Here is a 17,992-nt window from a genome sequence, read left to right as displayed (position 1 = left end):
CCTCGGGCCCTCAGGTGCGTGCGGGCTGTCACAGGAGCGGACCTGGCGGGCCGGAGCCCCCGAGAACCCCCCGCCGACGCGCCGGAGACGACCGGCGGGACGGACCCGCGTGGCGCGGAACGCCGAGAGCCCCGGCACACGCGGAAACCGTGCCGGGGCTTGAGGTCGTCGAAAGGTCAGGCGGTGACGGGGACCGGCCGGGGCACGCGGGGGATCCCCGACATCCGGTTGTCCTCGCGCAGCGTGCGCAGCCGCTCCACCTCAGCCGTCCACATGGCCCCCGCGGGCGTCGCCTTGGCCTTGCGCCGCGCGATCCGGTCGTCGTAGGACTTGACCCCGAACGTGGCCCGCTGACCCGCCTCGGCCGCCCTCAGGGCCTCCGTCAGCGCCTCGTCGAACGCGCGCCCGGCCGCCAGCAGCTCGATCTTGTCGGCCGTGGCCGCCTCCAGCTCGCGCAGCGTGCGCTCGGCCTGCCTGGCCCGGTCGAGCACCTCGCCGAAGCTCTTGGAGATCTCCTGGTCCGCGTGATAGCGAACCTCTGCCTCCCGGCTCACCCGCGGACGGAAAAACGCCATCGACCCGGCCCTTTCACAAGCTGTCGGTACTCATCGAACGGGCCAAGCGTACGCCGTCACGCGACACGGCGGGAAATCGCCCCGGAGCGAGCGCCTTTACATAGTAAGATGATCACCATGCCCGCCAAGAGACCGCCCGTCCCCCTCTCCCGCGAGCGCATCATCGAGGCCGCCCTGCACATCGCCGACAGCCAGGGCCTGCGCCGCCTCACCATGCGCCGCCTGGGCGACGCCCTGGAGGTGGAGGCCATGGCCATCTACCACCACCTGCCCCGGGGCAAGGAGGCGCTGATGGACGCCCTGGCCGAGCACGTCACCACCGTCCACGTGGAGCAGGGCCCCACCTGGCAGGAGACGGCCCGGCTGTGGTGCAGGGCGGGCAGGGAACTGCTGCGCGAGCACCCGGGCGTACTGGCCCTGGCGCTGACGAAACCCCCCAAAGGGGCCACGGCCGTGGCCATCAAGGAGCAGACCGAGCAGCTCGCCGACGGGGGCCTGACCGACGCCTCGGAGGCCGTACGCGCACTTCGGGCCTTCGTGTTCGGCAGCGTGGCCGTCGAGGTCCAGCAGTCGGGCTGGGCCGATCCCGAAGTTGACGAATGGGTCAGGCGGGATGAAAGGGCTGATGTGGACTTCGAGCGCGGACTCGACGCTCTGCTCAAGGGATTGCAAACGTGATGCGCGTGTCGCGCTTGGCCCGTTATCCTGCATAAGGCACGCTGTGTCGAAGGTCACACGCTCCGGGGATCCTCCTGTAACAGTCCTAACGGGCTATGTCGGAACGTGTGACAAAGGTCGCACACTTGCCAGTAGGTACAACTAACCCGAGCCGGCTCCCGCCCCTCCAACCGGGAGCATCCCACGAGATATCGGAGGCACGCCGATGTGCCCGCACGACCCGGCCTGTCCGGATGCCGAGGCGCCCGACCGCGAGGCCGCACGCACCCTCGCCTGCCACCCCGAACAGGGGTGGAGCCTGCTCTGCAACGGCGTCGTCCTGTTCGAGGACACCGGGGAGCTCCTGCCCAGCGGCACCGTCATCGCTCCGCACCGGCCCGAGCCCTTGGTGGGCGCGGCCTGATTCGCCACGGAGTGGCCAGGCCCGCGCGCTAGGCGTAGCGGGCGACCCACTCCACCACGACCTCGCCCACCCGGGCGGGGTCCCGCTTCAGGTCGTGTCCCTCCCCCGGCAGCACCACCAGACGCGCCGCGTCGCCGGCTTCGGGCACGCCGAACGGGTCTCGATCCCCGTTCACCACCAGCACGTCCACCCCGGCGCCGCGTAGCTCGTCCGCCCTGGAACGTTCCGGCTTTCCCGGCGGATGCAGTGGGAAGGCCAGCGCCACCACCGCGGCCGCGCCGACCGCCTTGGCCGTACGGCAGGCGACCCGGGCCCCGTTGCTCCGCCCGCCCTGCACGAGGGGCGGCCCCGGCACCCGGGCGCGCAGCTCGCCCAGGACGATCTCCCACGCCTCGTCCTGCTTCACCGGCGACCCCGGCGCCCGTGCCCCCGCCAGCCGGAACGCCTGCGTCACCCGCGCCACGCCGATCCCCGCCCTGAGCGCCGCTTCGCGTACGGCCAGCAGGTCGGGCGCGTCCACCGTCCCGGCCGACCCGTGGGTCAGCACCAGGAGCAGCCGCGGGTCCGGCACCTCGTCGATCTCGACCAGCGCCGGGCCTCTCGGGGTCATCACCTGCATGGCAGCACCGTACCTGGGGAGGATCGCAGGTTAGACCTCAGGGCGGATGACGGCGCGGCGCCCAGCAGGGATGATGACGCTTATGTCGCACAATCGCCCCATCCGTGATGACCTGCAGGCCACTCTCGACGCCCGCCGCGATTTAGGCCCCGAGTACGAAGCCGCGCTGGTGGACTCGTTCGTGGAGCGCCTCGACGCCACGATCGCCGCCCGCGTGCAGGCCGAGCTGGGCCGGCCCGGCACCCCTCCGATCAAGAAGCAGGCCCCGGGCAGGCCGATGGTCCCGATCGTGCTGGGGTCGCTGGGCATCGGCGTGCCGCTGACCGGCATCGCGGCGAGCAGCGCGGGGCTGGTCGGGCTGATGGTCGTGTGGCTGAGCATCGTGGTCGTCAATGTGGCGGCCGCGGTGGCCGTCATGCGCCGCCCCTGAAACGGCCTGAAACGGCCTGAGACGACCTGAGACGACCCGGCGGAGGCGACAGGAGACGTCAGGCGTCGCGGTGGTAGCGGAGCCGGACCTCGGCGGCCAGGGTCTCGTTCTCGTGCTCCAGCCCGTACGACCACACCCGGTCGGCGTCCTCGGGCCGCCCGCGCAGCGGCAGCGTGCGCGCCAGCAGCTCGATGGCCAGCGCGCTGGTCTGCGCGTCCGCCCCGCCCTCGACGCTCTCGGCGAACTCGGCGCAGGCCAGCTCCAGATGCGCGATCCCGAGCTGCACCCGCAGCCCGGGCACCTCGTCGGCGGGGGCGAACTCCAGGGCGTCCAGCAGGACCTCGGCCGCCGCGCCCGGCTCGCCGTGCTCCAGCATGAGGTCGGCCAGCTCCTGCGCGGCGTGGGCGGCGAGCCGCTCGTCGCCGGCCTCCATGACGGCCCGCAGTTCCTTGTCCGCCTCGTCGAGCTGGCCCGCCGCGACGGCCAGCCGGGCCAGCGCGAAGTGGGCCAGCGGCACGTACGCGGCCGTGCCGACGCCCAGCACCGCCTGCCACGCGGCCCTGGCCTGCTCGTCGCGCCCCTCCCGCTCGAACCCCTGTGCCAGGTGACAGGCGGCCTGCGCGGCGTATTCGGGATGCCCGGTGGCCAGCGCGATCCTGGCGGCGGCCCGGGCGGCCTCGACCTGGCCGCGTTCCTCCTGCACCACGGCCAGCCCGACGGCGGCCTGCGCCCGGTCCGGCTCGTCGGTGTCGGCGGCGAGCCGGCCCAGGATGGCGGCGGCCGCTTCGAGGTCACCGGCTTCGGCCAGGCGCCGGGCGTTGTCGAGCGGCGGGGTCTCCAGCTCTGAGGACGTCAAGAGAGCTCCTTGTGCGACGGTCGCACCGAGCCTAACGACTTCTGGCGATCATGTCTGCTCACTTGACGCCGAAGGACTGGAGCGGGTGCTCAGTCCTCGTACGCCTCCAGCGGCGGGCAGGAGCACACCAGGTTGCGGTCGCCGTAGGCCTGGTCGATCCGGCGTACCGGCACCCAGTACTTGTTCTCGCGCAGGGAGGGCAGCGGGTAGGCCGCCTCGCTGCGCGCGTACGGGTGCGGCCACTCGTCCGCGGCGACCGACTCGGCCGTGTGCGGCGCGTTGCGCAGCGGGTTGTCGGTCTTGTCGTAGTCGCCGGAGGCCACCTTGGCGATCTCACCGCGGATGGCGATCATCGCGTCCACGAACCGGTCGAGCTCTCCGAGGTCCTCGCTCTCGGTCGGCTCGATCATGAGGGTCCCCGCCACGGGGAACGACATGGTCGGCGCGTGGAAGCCGTAGTCGATGAGGCGCTTGGCCACGTCGTCCACGGTGACGCCGGTCTCCTTGGTGATCTGCCGCAGGTCGATGATGCACTCGTGCGCCACCAGCCCGCCCCGGCCCGTGTACAGCACCGGGTAGTGCGGGGCCAGCCGCCTGGCCAGGTAGTTGGCCGACAGGATGGCCTGCTCGGTGGCCGCGGTGAGGCCCTCGGCGCCCATCATCCTGATGTACGCCCACGAGATCGGCAGGATGCCCGCCGAGCCGTAGGGGGCCGCCGAGACGGGCCCGACCGGCGTGCCGTTGTGCAGCGGGTGGCCGGGCAGGTAGGCGGCGAGGTGGCCGCGTACCGCCACGGGGCCGACGCCGGGGCCGCCGCCGCCGTGCGGGATGCAGAAGGTCTTGTGCAGGTTGAGGTGGGACACGTCGGCCCCGAACTCGCCCGGCTTGGCCAGGCCGACCAGGGCGTTGAGGTTGGCGCCGTCGACGTAGACCTGGCCGCCGGCCTCGTGCACCTTGGCACAGACCTCGGTGATCGTCTCCTCGTACACGCCGTGCGTGGACGGGTACGTCACCATGATCGCGGCCAGCGCGTCGCGGTGCTTGTCGATCTTGGCGTCGAGGTCGGCCAGGTCCACGTTGCCGTCGGAGTCGCAGGCCACGACCACGACGCGCATGCCGGCCATGACGGCGCTGGCGGCGTTCGTACCGTGGGCGGAGGACGGGATGAGGCAGACGTCGCGCTCGCCGTCGCCGTTGGCGCGGTGGTAGGCGCGGATCGCCAGCAGCCCGGCGAACTCGCCCTGCGAGCCGGCGTTCGGCTGGATGGAGACGGCGTCGTAGCCGGTCACCTCGGCCAGCCAGCCCTCCAGCGTGCCGATCAGCTCCCGGTAGCCGTCCGCCTGGTCGGCGGGCGCGTACGGGTGGATCGCGGCGAACTCGGGCCAGGTGATCGGCTCCATCTCGGTGCTCGCGTTGAGCTTCATCGTGCAGGAGCCGAGCGGGATCATGGAGCGGTCGAGCGCGATGTCCTTGTCCTGCAGCCGGCGCAGGTAGCGCAGCATCGCGGTCTCGGAGCGGTGGTCGTGGAAGACCGGATGGGTCAGGTACGTGCTCTCGCGCAGCAGCTCGGCGGGCAGCGCGTCGTCGGCCCCCTCGATGTCGACCTCGATGTCGACGTCTGCCTCGGTGATCCCGAAGGCGGCCCACACCGCGCTCACCTCGGCGACGCCGGTCTTCTCGTCGCAGGAGACGGAGACGTGGTCGTCGTCCACCCGCCAGAGGTTGACGCCCCGCTCCGCGGCGGCGGCCACCACTTCGGCGGCGCGGCCGGGCACGCGGGCCAGGACGGTGTCGAAGAACTCGCCGTGCACGACCTCGACGCCGGCGCCGCGCAGGCCGGCGGCCAGGGCGGAGGCGTAGCGGTGCACGCGGTGGGCGATGCCGCGCAGGCCCTCGGGGCCGTGGTAGACGGCGTACATGCCGGCAATCACGGCGAGCAGGACCTGGGCGGTGCAGATGTTGCTGGTGGCCTTCTCACGGCGGATGTGCTGCTCGCGCGTCTGCAGGGCCAGGCGGTAGGCGGGGTCGCCGTCGGCGTCGACCGACACGCCCACCAGGCGGCCGGGCAGCTGGCGCTGGAGCCCCTCGCGTACCGACATGTAGGCGGCGTGCGGCCCGCCGTACCCGAACGGCACCCCGAACCGCTGCGAGGAGCCGATCGCGATGTCGGCGCCCAGCTCGCCGGGCGGGGTGACGAGCGTCAGGGACAGCAGGTCGGCGGCGGCCACGACGAGCGCGCCGGCCTCGTGCGCGGCGGCGGCCACGGCGCGGAAGTCGCGCAGCCGCCCGGAGGCGCCCGGATACTGGACGAGCACGCCGAAGCACTCGGGCAGGTCGCCGTCGAGGGAGTGCTCGACCAGCTCGATGCCGAGCGGCTCGGCCCTGGTGGCGAGCACGGTCTTGGTCTGGGGCAGCGCGTCGGCGTCCACCACGAACACGGAGCTCTTGGACTTGCCGGCCCGGCGGGCGAGCGTCATGGCCTCGGCGGCGGCGGTGGCCTCGTCGAGCAGGGACGCGCCCGACACCGGCAGCCCGGTGAGGTCGGAGACGACGGTCTGGAAGTTCAGCAGCGCCTCCAGGCGGCCCTGCGAGATCTCCGGCTGGTACGGGGTGTAGGCGGTGTACCAGCCCGGGTTCTCCAGCAGGTTGCGGCGGATGACCGCGGGCGTGACCGTGTCGTGGTAGCCGAGCCCGATCATGGAGGTGAGCACCCGGTTGCGGCCGGCCAGGGCGCGCAGTTCGGCGATGGCCTCGGCCTCACCGATCGCGGCGGGCAGCTTGAGCCGGTCCTTGGCCCTGATGGCCTCGGGGACGGCCACCGCCACCAGGTCCGCCACGGACTCGAAGCCCACGGCCTCGAGCATGCGCGACTGTTCGGACTCCGATGGGCCGATATGCCTGGACGCGAACGGCGGAGCTGACAAGTCGGTCATGGACAGTGCCTCCCGAGGCTATGGAGACCGGCGCCAGGGCGCGGGCGAATGCCGGATCTCCCCACTCTGTCAGCGCGGGTCTGACCGCGACCTGAGAGCTTCACCCCTTGAGGGGGCTTGCACCGTCGGTGAGGTACGCCTGGCGGGCGAACCTGCTTTCCAGAGTTGCCTCACCCGAGCGGTACAGGATGCCTGAGAGATTCCGGGGAGGGTTGCTCCTTCGGCGCCCCGGGACCCAAGGCCCGGGGACTCTCCCGCACGGGGTCGTCAGCCTTGCTGTCCTAGATTACTACGATTGCTCCGGTGAGCCGCGTCGGGCGGCGGCCCACCTCAAAGATCACTAGCTCGTACGCCGCGCGCGGCGCCTCTGGGCCAGCTCGTCAGCGGGGTGGTCGGCCGGGACGCTGTCCTCGACCGCCGCTCTTTCCCCCGGCAGCTCCGCGAGGGAGCCCTCGACCTCACGCCAGACCCGGCCGAGCGCGATGCCGAACACGCCCTGACCGCCCTGGAGCAGATCGATCACCTCGTCGGCCGAGGTGCACTCGTAGACGCTGACGCCGTCGCTCATGAGCGTGATCTGCGCGAGGTCGGCGACCCCGCGGTCACGCAGATGCTGCACGGCCGTACGGATCTGCTGCAACGACACCCCGGTGTCGAGGAGCCGCTTGACCACCTTCAGCACCAAGATGTCGCGGAAGCTGTAGAGCCGCTGTGAGCCCGAGCCGTGCGCGGCTCTTATCGTGGGCTCGACCAGGCCCGTGCGCGCCCAGTAGTCCAGTTGCCGATAGGTGATGCCGGCCGCCGCGCACGCCGTCGGCCCGCGGTATCCGATGTCGCCCGGCAACGCCGCCGGCTGCTCGTCGAAGAGCAGACCCTGCTCTCCGGCACGCTGCCGCGCGCTCTCGCGCCGAACCGGATCTTCCTGGCCGGCCGTCTTTCCCTCGCCGCTGCTGACCGCCACGCGGACCTCCGGCTTTCTCTCATCCCGTGGCCTGATCTGGGGGTTCATAAAGGGCGACCACGGGTTTCACTTGCACCGTAGGACCGTGACCATGCTCAGTCAACGATCCGGCCCGGCGCGTCGTGAAGCGTAAATGCACTGAAATACCTACCCCGCCCGGCCGAAGTCCTCGGGAGTGATCGTGTCAAGGAACTCCCTGAACTTCTCCACCTCGTCCTCCTGGTCGTCCGGAATGATCACTCCGGCCTCCTGAACGACCTCCTCGCTGGCGAAGATCCGCGCTCCGGTGCGCAGGGCGAGCGCGATGGAGTCGGAGGGCCGCGCGCTCACCTCCACGCCGTTGGAGAACACCAGATCGGCGAAGAAGATGCCGTCGCGCAGCGCGACGATGTTGACCGCGCGCAGGCCGACGCCCAGGGCGCTCAGCACGTCACGGAAAAGGTCATGGGTGAGCGGGCGGGGTGGAGGCTCCTCCGCCTGGGCCAGGGCGATGGCCGTCGCTTCGGTCATGCCAATCCATATAGGAAGAAACCGCTCCCCGTGTGCCTCCTTGAGCAAGACGATCGGCTGATTTGTGGGCATCTCAACTCGAACGCCCACGACCTCCATCTGCAACACGGGCTGCTCCGTATTCCTGACCGGTCACCCGGCACAGCTCTTGGCTGGTCGCTTCTGCGGACTGGCTTCTGCAATTCAACGTAACACCCACCGGGGCCGGAATGTGCCTCCACCTCCCAGCTCGCTACGGTCTTAGCGTCCCAGGACCGACCGGACTCCCGTGCGCACAAGGGATGCGTGCAGGTCGAGCAGGAGCGTCGAAAGCTCCCTGGCCGCCTCGTCGGCCTCGCCGATGGCTCCGGGGGCGCGCCGCTTGAGGATGGGCGCGACGGCCTGCTCGACCAGACCGCACTCGCGCTCGGCCGCAGCCTTGACCGCCCGCAGGTGGCGGGCGTGCAGGCCGAAGCGGGCCAGGGCACCGACGGCACGCGCCACCTTGAGCGCCTCTTCGTCGTAGCGCCTGGCCACCGGGGCGAGCAGGCCGTAGTCCTCCAGCTCGGTGAGCGTCTCGTCGTCGATCTCCGCGGCCTCGAGCAGCTCGGCCCGGTCGTAGCGGACCTCCTGGGTCTGCTGCACGGCGCGCGGCCGGCCGAAGCTCTCCGCCATCCGGTCCTTGATCACCCGCAGCGGCAGGTAGTGGTCGCGCTGCTCGGTGAGGATGAAGCGCAGCTGCTCCACGTGCAGGTGGGTGAACTTGCGGTAGCCGGACGGGCTGCGCTCGGGCTCGATGAGCCCCTCACCCTCCAGGAACCGGATCTTGGAGATGGTGACATCGGGGAACTCGCCCTGCAGGAGCGCGAGCACCTCCCCGATGCTCATGTGCGACCGGGCCGCTTGAGAGGTCATACGCCGGAGTTGCCCCGCATCAGGAAGACGAGGCGGAACTTGCCGATCTGCACCTCGTCTCCGGAGTGCAGAGGAACCTCCTCGATCCGTTCCCTGTTGACGTAGGTGCCGTTGAGGCTGCCCACGTCGCGCACGGAGAACTGGCCGCCGCGGTGGCGGTAGAACTCGACGTGGCGGCGGGAGACGGTGATGTCGTCGAGGAAGATGTCGCTCTCCGGATGGCGCCCGGTGGTCGTCAGCTCCTTGTCGAGCCGGAAACGACTTCCCTGGTTGGGACCCCTGGTGACCGTGAGCAACGCCGTGCCGGGCGGGAGCTGCTCGACGAGCGCCCGCTCCGCCAGCAGCATGTCGCCGGTCTCAGCCTCGTACGCCTCGATTCCCGCCACGGAGATCGTGGATGTGGTATCCCCGGCGACCTCGGGTCTGGTCAGCGGTGACCCACAGCGGGAACAGAAACGGGCATCCTCGGGGTTGGCGTGCCCGCACTGCGTGCAGTAGACGCTCGGCATCGATCGGCTCGGCCTCCTACCGCGAAGACGCGGCGACGGTGCTCAAGGCGCGCCTCGCTTCGCTTTTTCAAGTTTGCGAATGCCGCAACTTACGCTGATCAGCGGCAAAGGTCAAGGCGGGACACTGGACTTTGGTTTGGACGCAGACAAAGTTACCGCCGCCCCCGCCCCGTGGTCCATGCCGCCGCGCGTTTCTACATTACGATCTTGCGGCACTGTCCGCGCACATCCTCCGGGTGACGGCTTTTCTCACCGGCTCCGTCACGGTGCGTGACGAGTCAGGTGGCGGCCTGCTCCACTATGCGGCTCCAGCGTTCGAGCAGGGCCTGGGCGCCGTCGATGTCGGGCGCCTCGGCCCACAGATCGGTGACGGGTTCGGCGGCGGCGGGCAGGACCAGCACCCAGCTTCCGTCGTCGCGGGTCACGCGCACGCCGTCGGTGGTGTCGACGCGGTGGCCGTCGGGCTCGGACTCGGCCGCCTCGATGACCGAGCGCATGACGGCGCCCTTGGCCGCCCATGGGGTGGGCACGGTCCGCTTGAGCAGCTTGACCTCGGGGATCCTGGCGTCGATCTGGCTGAGCGACAGGCGCGTGCGGGCGACCAGGCCCAGCAGGCGCATGAACGCGGCCAGCCCGTCGATCGCCGGGCTGAACTCGGGGACGACGAAACCGCCGCGCCCGTCCGCCGCGAAGATCATGTCGGGCCCGGCGGCGGCCGAGGTGAGGGCGTCGAGCGCGGTGGAGGTCCACTGCACCTGGACGCCGTGGAAGCGGCAGACCTGCTCGGCGACCCGGGTCGTGGTGACGGGCAGGGCCACCTGGCCGCCCCTGCGCTCGGCGGCCACGAGGTCGAGCACGACGAGCAGGGCCCGCTCCTCGTTGATGAGCTGGCCCTTCTCGTCCACCAGGGCGATGCGCTCGCCGACGGGGTCGAACCGCACGCCGAACGCGGCCCGCGAGGAGCTGACGAGCTCGGACAGGCGCTGCAGGTCGCGGCGGCGCTCGGCGAGCGTCTCGGTGGGCGAGACGTCGTCGAGGCGGGCGTTGACGGTGAGCACCTCGATGCCGACCCGGCCGAGCAGGGTGGGCAGCACGAGCGAGGAGGTGCCGCCGGCGCAGTCGACGACGACCTTCATGTCCCGGACGCCGCCCACGCCGACGTGGCGCAGCAGCTCGTGGGTGTAGTCCTCGATGGCCCTGGCCGGATAGGTCAGCTGGGCGATCTCGCCGGGGAAGGCGCGGCGGAACTCCTGGCGGGAGAAGACCCGCTCCAGCTTGCGCTGAGCGGCCGGGGGCAGGTCGGCGCCGCGGTCGTCCATGATCACGATGTCCACGCTCTGCGGGTCTCCCGGCGTGGTGCGCAGCGCGATGCCGCCCGCGACCGGCTCCCTGCCGGTGTGGAAGCGGGCCACGGGCAGCGGGGCGGCCTCCAGGTCGAGGACGTTGATGGCGCCGGCGGTCAGGGCCCCGATGACGGCCCGCTTGAGCGCCCTGGCGGCCAGGGAGCAGTCGCGGGAGGTGACGACGGACTCGCCCTTCTTGAGAGTGGTGGCGTACGCGCTGGCCAGGCGGACGCACAGCTCGGCGGTGATCTCGACGTTGACCAGGCCGCTGACGCCCCTCGGGCCGAACAGGTTGCGCTGGCCGCGCGACTCCCAGATGACGCTGGTGTTGACGACCGCGCCGGCCTCGATGGTCTTGAAGGGGTAGACCTTGACGCCGCTGGAGACGTACGCCTCGGCCTCGATGACGCATTCGTCGCCGATGACGGCGTTCTCCTCGATGCGGGCGCCGGCCATCACGTCGGTGCTCTTGCCGATGACGCAGCCGCGCAGGTGGGCGCCGGGGCCGAGATAGACGTTGTCGTGGACGATCGCGCGGTGCAGGAAGGCGCCCTCGCGGACGACGGCGTTGTTGCCGAGCACGGTGTACTCGCGCAGCTCGGCGCCCGCCTCCACCTTGGCGTAGTCGCCGATCAGCAGCGGGCCCTTGAGCACGGCGTCGGGGTCCACCGAGGCCGAGTCGGCGACCCAGACGCCGGGCGACAGCTCGAAGCCGCCGATGTCCAGCTCGACCTTGCCCGACAGGGCGTCGGCCTGGGCCTTGAGGTAGCTGTCGTGGGTGCCGACGTCCTCCCAGTAGCCGTCGGCCACGTAGCCGTAGATGGCGGCGCCCTTGTCGAGGAGGGCGGGGAAGACGTCCGAGGACCAGTCGACGGGCTCGCCGGCCGCCACGGAGTCGAGGACCTCGGGCTCCATGACGTAGATGCCGGTGTTGACGGTGTCGGAGAAGACCTGGCCCCAGGTGGGTTTCTCCAGGAAACGTTGTACGCGGCCCTCGTCGTCGACGATGATGATCCCGAATTCGAGGGGGTTCGGAACCCGCTTCAGGCCGATGGTCACCAGGGCCCCATTTTCGCGATGAAAACGGATCATGTCGGATAAATCGATATCCGTCAGGGCATCGCCTGATATGACCAGAAAACGATCGTCGCGGAGGCGGTCGGCGGCGTTCTTGACGCTGCCGGCGGTGCCGAGAGGGATGTCCTCGGTGGCGTACTGGAGGCTCATGCCCAGCTCGTCGCCGTCGCCGAAGTAGTTGCGCACGAGGGCGGCCAGGAACTGGAGCGTGACCACCGTCTCGGTGACGCCATGCCGTTTGAGCAGGCGCAGGACGTGTTCCATGATCGGGCGGTTGACCACGGGGAGCAGCGGTTTGGGCTGGTTGGCGGTCATCGGCCGCAGCCGAGTGCCCTCGCCGCCTGCCATGACGACCGCCTTCACCCGATCACCCCTTCTTGGCCGCCGTTACGAGCTGTCGCACCTGGGCCACGTACAGCACCCCCGCCCACCAGTACAGGCCCGTTCCCCAAAGCGCGAACGCCCACCCGACAACGCGCGCTATTTCGGCATACCACCCAGTGTGGGAGGCAAGGAAGAGGAGAGGGAAGGCGTACATGAGGTTGAACATGGCGGCCTTGCCCAGGAAATGCACTTGAAGTGCCTTATAGCCATGTTTGCGAAGTACGGGAATGAAACACGCGACGAAGAGTTCACGACCGAGGATGACCACCACCAGCCACCAGGGGATCACGTCGCGCACGAGGAGGGCGAAGACGGTGGCGAAGACGTAGAGCTTGTCGGCGGCGGGATCGATGATCCGGCCGAGCCTGCTCGTCTGGTTGAACGCCCTTGCGATCCATCCGTCGAGCCAGTCGGTGAAACCGGCCACCGCGAGGACCCCGATGGCCCACCCGTCCGCCTTGGGCCCGAGAACCAGCCAGAGGAACACGGGGACGCCCAGGAGGCGCAGGAAGCTCAGCAGGTTAGGAACCGTCCAGATCCGGTCCTCGGCGGAAGTTTCGCTCACGCAGGAGACCCTACTGCGTGGAACTCGAACACAGCGGCCCCGGCCTGACCCACCGTTCAGGCGTTTCGCCCGGGCCACCTCAAGCACCGCCCGCCTGAACCACCGGCTCTCGAACGCAAGCCCCCAGACGTGAGACCTCAGACAGGGGACCTCAGGCGCGGGACCTCAGGCGCGGAGGAAGGTGTGGGTGCGGCCGAGGGGCTCGAAGCCGAGGCGGGTGTAGAAGCGCAGGGGCCAGTCGTCGGCGTCCGCGACCAGGAAGATCAGCTCGGCCTCGGCGGCCTGTGCCAGCAGGGCGGTCATCAGGGTGCGGGCATGGCCCTTGCCCCGATGAGCCTCGCCGGTGAAGACGCTCTCGATCTGGGCGGCACCGCCCTGCATGTACAGGTCGGCTCTGGCGGCGATCTCGCCGTCCGGGGCGCGTACGCCCCAGAAGCCCACCTCGTCGGCGCCGCGCAGCCGGGACTCCACCCGCAGGGCGAGCCCCTCGATCACCTCGTCCGGCGCCTGCGGGAGCGTGTGGCGCCAGTCGCGGCGCAGCACGGACATCAGCTCCTCCAGGCCCAGCCGCTCCGCCGGGGGCGGGTCGTGGGGGATCCGGCCCCGGAAGGCCATCAGGAGGTTGGTCTCCCGCTCGTAGCCCGCGGCTTCGAAGGCGGGGGCCAACGCCGTGCCGAGCCGGTCGTCGTCCACGCACACCATGCGGTGCTTCCGCCCCGCCAGCACCTCATCGGTCGCCTCCAGCAGCCCGCGCACCACTTCGGCCCCGCTGGAGCCGGCCAGATCACCGAACTCGCCGGCCCCACCAAGCCCGCCGGGGTCGCCCGACCCGCCAGGACCACGCGGGTCGCCGAGCCCGTCAGGGGCGGCGAAGGCTTCGGGGGTCGAGATGATCAGTTTGTTGTCGTCGTAGGAGCCGGGGAAGCGGTCGTCCAGGACCGCGAAGCCGCCGGGCACCTGTGCCTGGCGGGGGGCCTTGCGGCGGGCGAAGGCGTGCTGGAAGTCCAGGGCGCGCGCCAGGTCACCGGCCGCGCCGGCGCGGCCGGCGATCGGGCCGCGGACGAGCTCATCCATGCCGGGCCGCCCTCAGGAACGCCTCGATCAGGGCCGAGTCCTTCACGCCCGGCGACGTCTCCACGCCGCTGGACACGTCGACGCCCCACGGCTCGGCGGCCGCGATCGCCTCGCGTACGTTGGCCGGGCCGAGGCCCCCCGCCAGCATCCACCGGCCGGAGGGGCGGCCGCGGACGGCGGCCCAGTCCCACGGCTGACCTGAGCCCGCCTGGGGCGCGTCGACGATGAGCAGGTCTTCGTCGTAGGCGCCGCAGCTCAGGTCGGCCCGCGCGTCCACGGCCCTGACCAGCCGGACCCCGAGGTCCTTCAGTGCGGTGAAGTCGCCGTGCGGATGCCTCCCGTGCAGTTGCACGGCCCGGACGCCGGACGTCAGCGCCGCCGCCCGCACCGCCTCGGGGCTCTCCCCCCGGAACACGCCGACGGTGAGCACGTGGGCGGGGACCAGCGCGGCCAGCTCCGCGACGCGCTCGGGCGCGATCTCGCGGGGGCTCCGGGTCATGACGAACCCGATGGCGTCGGCGCCCGCCTCGACGGCGGCGGCCACGTGCTCGGGCTCGCGCAGGCCGCAGATCTTCACATACACATCTCCGACCTTAACGGCGGCGGGCCGCTGCCGGGGACCATGACCAGACGAGTACGGCGACCACGAGGCCGAACAGGATCACCCCGTTGGGCAGGTGCGCCCCGAGCGACTCCCAGGTGAAGTGCTGGGCCATGCCGACGACGAACAGCGCGACGCTGGCCAGCGCGGGCCAGCCGGCGCCGCGGCCCGGGCGCCAGAGGAGGACGGCCAGGACGATCTGTACGAGGGCCACGAGGTGGACGACCATGCCGGCCATGACGTGGGGCTCCAGCATGGAGTCGGACTCCACGGCCTGGCCGGCGAACGAGGCGGCCACGAGCAGCGCCGCCGCCTGGGCCAGTACGGCTATGCGCAGGGCGTAGAGCAGGCCCGCCGAGACGCTCGTCCTGGGGGGCTGGGATGTGACGGCCATGGTGGTTTCCGGTCCTTTCCGCGGATGATGACGCTTCGAGGACCACATGTTCGCGGCGGGGATCAGGCCTGGTCGTCAGCCTGCCGGGTGATCCCCCGTAGCCCGCTTTGGTGACTTCCCGGTAGTCGGCGCGCGGAAAGCCCGGCCCCCGAGGACAGAGGCCGGGCTCGCGGGTCAGGAGGGCGACGGGCCGGTCCTGGGCCGGCGTACGGGGCGGAAGGAGGCGTCCACCAGGCCCGTGCGGTGGGCGACCACGGCGGCCTGGATGCGGTTGCGCAGGCCCAGTTTGTCCATGGCGGCCGCGATGTGGGTCTTGACCGTCGTGACGCCCACGTGCAGCTCCTCGGCGATCTCGGCGTTGGACAGGCCGGTGCCGACCAGGGCCAGCACCTCCAGCTCGCGCTCGGTCAGCCCCTGCGGCGCCGACGGCGTGGCCTGCTCCTCGGCGGCCAGGAAGCGCTCCACCACCCGCCGCAGCACCGACGGCGCCAGGAGCTGCTCACCGGCCGCCGCCCGGCGTACGGCGTCCACCATGCGCTCCGGGTCGTCGTCCTTGACCAGGAAGCCGACCGCCCCGGCGCGCAGGGCGGCGTAGACGTTGCCGTCCTCGGCGAACGTGGTCAGCACCACGATCCTGGCCCCCGGCCGGGCCGCGAGCACGCGCCTGATGGCCTCCAGGCCGTCGACCCTGGGCATGCGCAGGTCCATGAGGATCACGTCGGGCAGGTGGCGTTCGGCCAGGCGTACCGCCTCGGCGCCGTCGTCGGCCTCGCCCACGACCTCCATGTCGCCCGTGGCCTGCAGCAGCATGCGCACGCCCGCGCGTACGAGCGCCTGGTCGTCGGCGACCAGCACCCGGATCACGCCGCGCTCCCCGAGGACAGGCGGGCGGGCAGGTGGGCGGCCAGTTGCCAGCCACCCTCGCCGTCGGGCCCGGCGCTGAGGGTGCCGCCGACGGCGCGGACGCGCTCGCGCATGCCGGCCAGGCCGCGCCCGGAGGAGGGCAGCCGCTCGATGGCCGTGGGCGGGCGGCCGTTGCGGATCTCCACGGCCAGGCCCTCCTCGTACGGGGAGACGGAGACGCGGACCCGGGTGCCGGGTCCGGCGTGTTTGAGCACGTTCGTGAGTCCTTCCTGGACGATGCGGGCCGCGGAGGTGCGGGCGATGAGCGGGGCCTGGTCGGTGGCCGGGTCGAGGACGAGGTCGACGACGAGCCCGGCGGCGGACATGCGCTCGGCGGACTCGCGTACGACGTCGGCGGGGTTGGCCAGCAGGTCGGGCTGCCGGTCGGGGTCGCGCAGCAGGTCGAGCAGGTCGCGCAGGTCCTGCAGCACCTGGTGGCCGGTCTCGCGGATGTCGGAGAGCGCGTCGGCGACGGGGCCGTCGGGGGCGGTGTAGCGGGCGGCGCTGGCGCGCAGCACCATGGCGCCGACGTGGTGGGCGACGATGTCGTGCACGTCGCGGGCGATGCGCTCGCGCTCGGCGAGCTGGTCGGCGCGCACCTGCGCCACCGCCGCCCGGGCCGCCTCCTCGGCGCGCAGCCGCTCGGAGGCCACGGCCTCGCGGCGCACGCCGAGGTAGCGGCCGATCGCGACGGGCGTGGCGACCAGCGTCATCAGGACGCCGACGCGGAAGAGGGTGACCTCGGTGTCGTCGCCGACGACGGCGATCGCGGTGAGCAGGGAGCCGGTCAGGTACGCGGCGATCGTCCAGGCCCAGGAGACCACCCGCATGGCGAACACGCCGATGGCGATCAGGGTGAGGATCACGCAGGTGTTGACCGCCTCGTGCAGGTAGATGTCGGCGGAGACGAGCAGCACGCCCTGCAGGGTGAAGACCAGGCCGGGCATCCGCCGGGCGATGCCCAGGGACAGGCCGCCCACCACGGCCAGCAGCCCGGAGACCCAGACGGGCTGGGCGCCGGCGTGCCAGCTCGTCCAGGTGCTGAGCACGGTGATCGCCACTCCCCCGGCGGCGAGCAGCGCGTCGGGGGTGACGTCGCGCTCGTCCAGGCGTTCGGCGGAGCTGCGCAGGTAGGCGCCGAGCACGGCGGGGAAGACGGGCAGGAGCACCGCGTACATCCACATGTTGCCGGTCACCGAGGCGCCGGGGTCGGCGATGTTGAGCGCGGTCGCGGCGATCGTGGCGGCCACGGCGAGCGAGGTGGCGCGCAGGCCCGCCGAGAAGCCGGCCACGCCCACCGACACGCACACGAGGATCTGCGCGGTGTTGGAGGTGAACGACCCGATCTGGTCGGTGACGGCCAGGACGGCGGCCAGGTAGAGCGTGACGGGCACCGGCCGGCGGCGGACGAGCCCCATGGGCAGGCCGACCAGCAGCGCCATCGGGATGTTCATCGCGGCGGGCAGGTAGGGGGTGTCGCCCGCGTGCGCCGTCGTCAACAGGTCCAGGCTCACTCCCGAGGCCGCGAGCAGGACATCCAGTGGCACACCACGCCAACGCATGGACACACGGTATCCGTATAGCCTGAACAGGCAGTCCTCCGCGCGGAGGACTCCACCTCCTCCAAGTGGCCGAAGGTCCGCCCGGGAGGTGGAGCGACGATGAGCGATCTTGCCTTTAGGTTCATGACATGTCCAACGACACCGCACTTTTCCTCGGCCAGTTTCTTCGCTCTCCGGGCAAGATCGGCGCGGTCGCGCCGAGCTCGCGGAGACTGGCCGCGGCCGTCTGCGCGCCGATTCCCGAGCGCGGCGAGCCGATCGTGGTGGAGCTCGGCCCCGGCACGGGGTCCTTCACCGCGGAGATCCAGCGGCGCCTGGACGGCCGTGGCCACCATCTGGCCGTGGAGCTGAACGAGCCGCTGGCGAAGCTGCTGGCGGAGCGTTACCCGGCGGTAGACGTGGCGCAGGCCGACGCGGCCCAGCTCGACGACCTGCTCGGGCAGCGCGGCCTCGGGCAGGCCGACGTGGTGGTGAGCGGGCTGCCGTGGGCGGCCTTCCCCGACGGCCTGCAGCGTGAGCTGCTGAGCGCGGTGACCTCGGTGATGGGCGTGGGGGCGGCGTTCACCACGTTCTCGTACATGCACGCCATTCCGCTCAGCTCGGCGCGGCGGTTCCGCGCGCTGCTGGCCGAGCGGTTCGAAGAGGTGGTGCCGGGCCGTACGGTGTGGCGCAACATGCCGCCGGCGTTCGTCTTCCACGCCCGCAGACCTCGCCCCTGAAG

At 71.4% G+C, this 17,992-nt stretch carries 19 protein-coding genes and 1 riboswitch; of the genes, 4 read left to right on the top strand and 15 right to left on the bottom strand.

Features of this window, described 5'->3' with window-relative positions:
* Nucleotides 1-176: 176 nt before the first annotated feature.
* A complete protein-coding gene (locus C4V41_RS56930) occupies nucleotides 177-554 on the bottom strand; it encodes a hypothetical protein (RefSeq protein WP_103964419.1) in 378 nt (125 codons plus the stop codon).
* A 138-nt stretch (nucleotides 555-692) separates the two neighbouring features.
* Between C4V41_RS56930 and C4V41_RS56925 the strand changes: the two genes are divergently transcribed.
* Both C4V41_RS56925 and C4V41_RS56920 read left to right on the top strand, forming a co-directional pair.
* The gene (locus C4V41_RS56925; RefSeq protein ID WP_235031029.1) at nucleotides 693-1,253 is read left to right on the top strand and encodes a TetR/AcrR family transcriptional regulator C-terminal domain-containing protein; all 561 of its coding nucleotides are present in this window, start codon (nucleotides 693-695) and stop codon (nucleotides 1,251-1,253) included.
* 205 nt (nucleotides 1,254-1,458) lie between these two features.
* A complete protein-coding gene (locus C4V41_RS56920; protein WP_103964405.1) occupies nucleotides 1,459-1,656 on the top strand; it encodes a DUF5999 family protein in 198 nt (65 codons plus the stop codon).
* A gap of 28 nt (nucleotides 1,657-1,684) precedes the next feature.
* Here C4V41_RS56920 and C4V41_RS56915 read toward each other — a convergent pair whose 3' ends face one another.
* Nucleotides 1,685-2,275: an alpha/beta hydrolase family protein gene (locus tag C4V41_RS56915; protein ID WP_103964404.1), complete on the bottom strand. Its 591-nt coding sequence runs from the start codon at nucleotides 2,273-2,275 to the stop codon at nucleotides 1,685-1,687.
* Nucleotides 2,276-2,357: 82 nt separating this feature from the next.
* Here C4V41_RS56915 and C4V41_RS56910 point away from each other — a divergent pair, with 82 nt between their 5' ends.
* Nucleotides 2,358-2,705, top strand: coding sequence for a hypothetical protein (locus C4V41_RS56910; RefSeq protein ID WP_103964403.1), 348 nt, complete (start codon nucleotides 2,358-2,360; stop codon nucleotides 2,703-2,705).
* Between the two features lie 58 nt (nucleotides 2,706-2,763).
* On the opposite strand, the gene C4V41_RS56905 is transcribed toward C4V41_RS56910, so the two are convergent.
* From C4V41_RS56905 to C4V41_RS56845, 13 genes are all read right to left on the bottom strand, one after another.
* Nucleotides 2,764-3,561, bottom strand: a complete 798-nt coding sequence (locus C4V41_RS56905; RefSeq protein ID WP_103964402.1) for a tetratricopeptide repeat protein — start codon at nucleotides 3,559-3,561, stop codon at nucleotides 2,764-2,766.
* An 89-nt stretch (nucleotides 3,562-3,650) separates the two neighbouring features.
* On the bottom strand, nucleotides 3,651-6,494 hold the full coding sequence (gene gcvP / locus C4V41_RS56900) for an aminomethyl-transferring glycine dehydrogenase (protein WP_103964401.1): 2,844 nt from the start codon (nucleotides 6,492-6,494) through the stop codon (nucleotides 3,651-3,653).
* Nucleotides 6,495-6,663: 169 nt separating this feature from the next.
* Nucleotides 6,664-6,761, bottom strand: a riboswitch (glycine riboswitch).
* A gap of 73 nt (nucleotides 6,762-6,834) precedes the next feature.
* A complete protein-coding gene (locus tag C4V41_RS56895) occupies nucleotides 6,835-7,455 on the bottom strand; it encodes a MerR family transcriptional regulator (protein ID WP_103964400.1) in 621 nt (206 codons plus the stop codon).
* Nucleotides 7,456-7,602: 147 nt separating this feature from the next.
* Nucleotides 7,603-8,073: a bifunctional nuclease family protein gene (locus C4V41_RS56890; RefSeq protein ID WP_090771501.1), complete on the bottom strand. Its 471-nt coding sequence runs from the start codon at nucleotides 8,071-8,073 to the stop codon at nucleotides 7,603-7,605.
* 132 nt (nucleotides 8,074-8,205) lie between these two features.
* Complete coding sequence (ftsR, locus tag C4V41_RS56885) at nucleotides 8,206-8,832, bottom strand: transcriptional regulator FtsR (RefSeq protein ID WP_103964399.1); 627 nt, start codon at nucleotides 8,830-8,832, stop codon at nucleotides 8,206-8,208.
* A 23-nt stretch (nucleotides 8,833-8,855) separates the two neighbouring features.
* Nucleotides 8,856-9,368 (bottom strand): FHA domain-containing protein, encoded by a 513-nt coding sequence (locus C4V41_RS56880; RefSeq protein WP_103964398.1) that lies wholly within the window; start codon nucleotides 9,366-9,368, stop codon nucleotides 8,856-8,858.
* Nucleotides 9,369-9,646: 278 nt separating this feature from the next.
* Nucleotides 9,647-12,151 (bottom strand): mannose-1-phosphate guanyltransferase, encoded by a 2,505-nt coding sequence (locus tag C4V41_RS56875; protein WP_103964397.1) that lies wholly within the window; start codon nucleotides 12,149-12,151, stop codon nucleotides 9,647-9,649.
* Nucleotides 12,152-12,155: 4 nt separating this feature from the next.
* Nucleotides 12,156-12,737 carry a CDP-alcohol phosphatidyltransferase family protein gene (locus C4V41_RS56870; protein ID WP_103964396.1) on the bottom strand — a complete coding sequence of 194 codons (582 nt, stop codon included), beginning with the start codon at nucleotides 12,735-12,737 and terminating at the stop codon, nucleotides 12,156-12,158.
* A 165-nt stretch (nucleotides 12,738-12,902) separates the two neighbouring features.
* Nucleotides 12,903-13,811 (bottom strand): GNAT family N-acetyltransferase, encoded by a 909-nt coding sequence (locus C4V41_RS56865; RefSeq protein WP_103964395.1) that lies wholly within the window; start codon nucleotides 13,809-13,811, stop codon nucleotides 12,903-12,905.
* Nucleotides 13,804-14,394 (bottom strand): phosphoribosylanthranilate isomerase, encoded by a 591-nt coding sequence (locus tag C4V41_RS56860; RefSeq protein WP_103964394.1) that lies wholly within the window; start codon nucleotides 14,392-14,394, stop codon nucleotides 13,804-13,806. The genes C4V41_RS56865 and C4V41_RS56860 overlap by 8 nt, the downstream gene beginning before the upstream one ends.
* A gap of 10 nt (nucleotides 14,395-14,404) precedes the next feature.
* Nucleotides 14,405-14,806 carry a hypothetical protein gene (locus tag C4V41_RS56855; RefSeq protein ID WP_103964393.1) on the bottom strand — a complete coding sequence of 134 codons (402 nt, stop codon included), beginning with the start codon at nucleotides 14,804-14,806 and terminating at the stop codon, nucleotides 14,405-14,407.
* Nucleotides 14,807-14,980: 174 nt separating this feature from the next.
* A complete protein-coding gene (locus tag C4V41_RS56850; protein ID WP_103964392.1) occupies nucleotides 14,981-15,670 on the bottom strand; it encodes a response regulator in 690 nt (229 codons plus the stop codon).
* Nucleotides 15,667-17,271 (bottom strand): sensor histidine kinase, encoded by a 1,605-nt coding sequence (locus C4V41_RS56845; protein WP_235031028.1) that lies wholly within the window; start codon nucleotides 17,269-17,271, stop codon nucleotides 15,667-15,669. The genes C4V41_RS56850 and C4V41_RS56845 overlap by 4 nt, the downstream gene beginning before the upstream one ends.
* 128 nt (nucleotides 17,272-17,399) lie before the next feature.
* On the opposite strand from C4V41_RS56845, the gene C4V41_RS56840 reads away from it, so the two are divergent.
* Nucleotides 17,400-17,990: a class I SAM-dependent methyltransferase gene (locus tag C4V41_RS56840; protein ID WP_103964391.1), complete on the top strand. Its 591-nt coding sequence runs from the start codon at nucleotides 17,400-17,402 to the stop codon at nucleotides 17,988-17,990.
* The last annotated feature ends 2 nt before the right edge of the window (nucleotides 17,991-17,992 follow it).

This window comes from Nonomuraea solani, from assembly GCF_900108335.1.
GTDB classification, from domain to species: domain Bacteria; phylum Actinomycetota; class Actinomycetes; order Streptosporangiales; family Streptosporangiaceae; genus Nonomuraea; species Nonomuraea solani.
This window is presented reverse-complemented; position numbering and strand designations above follow the sequence as displayed.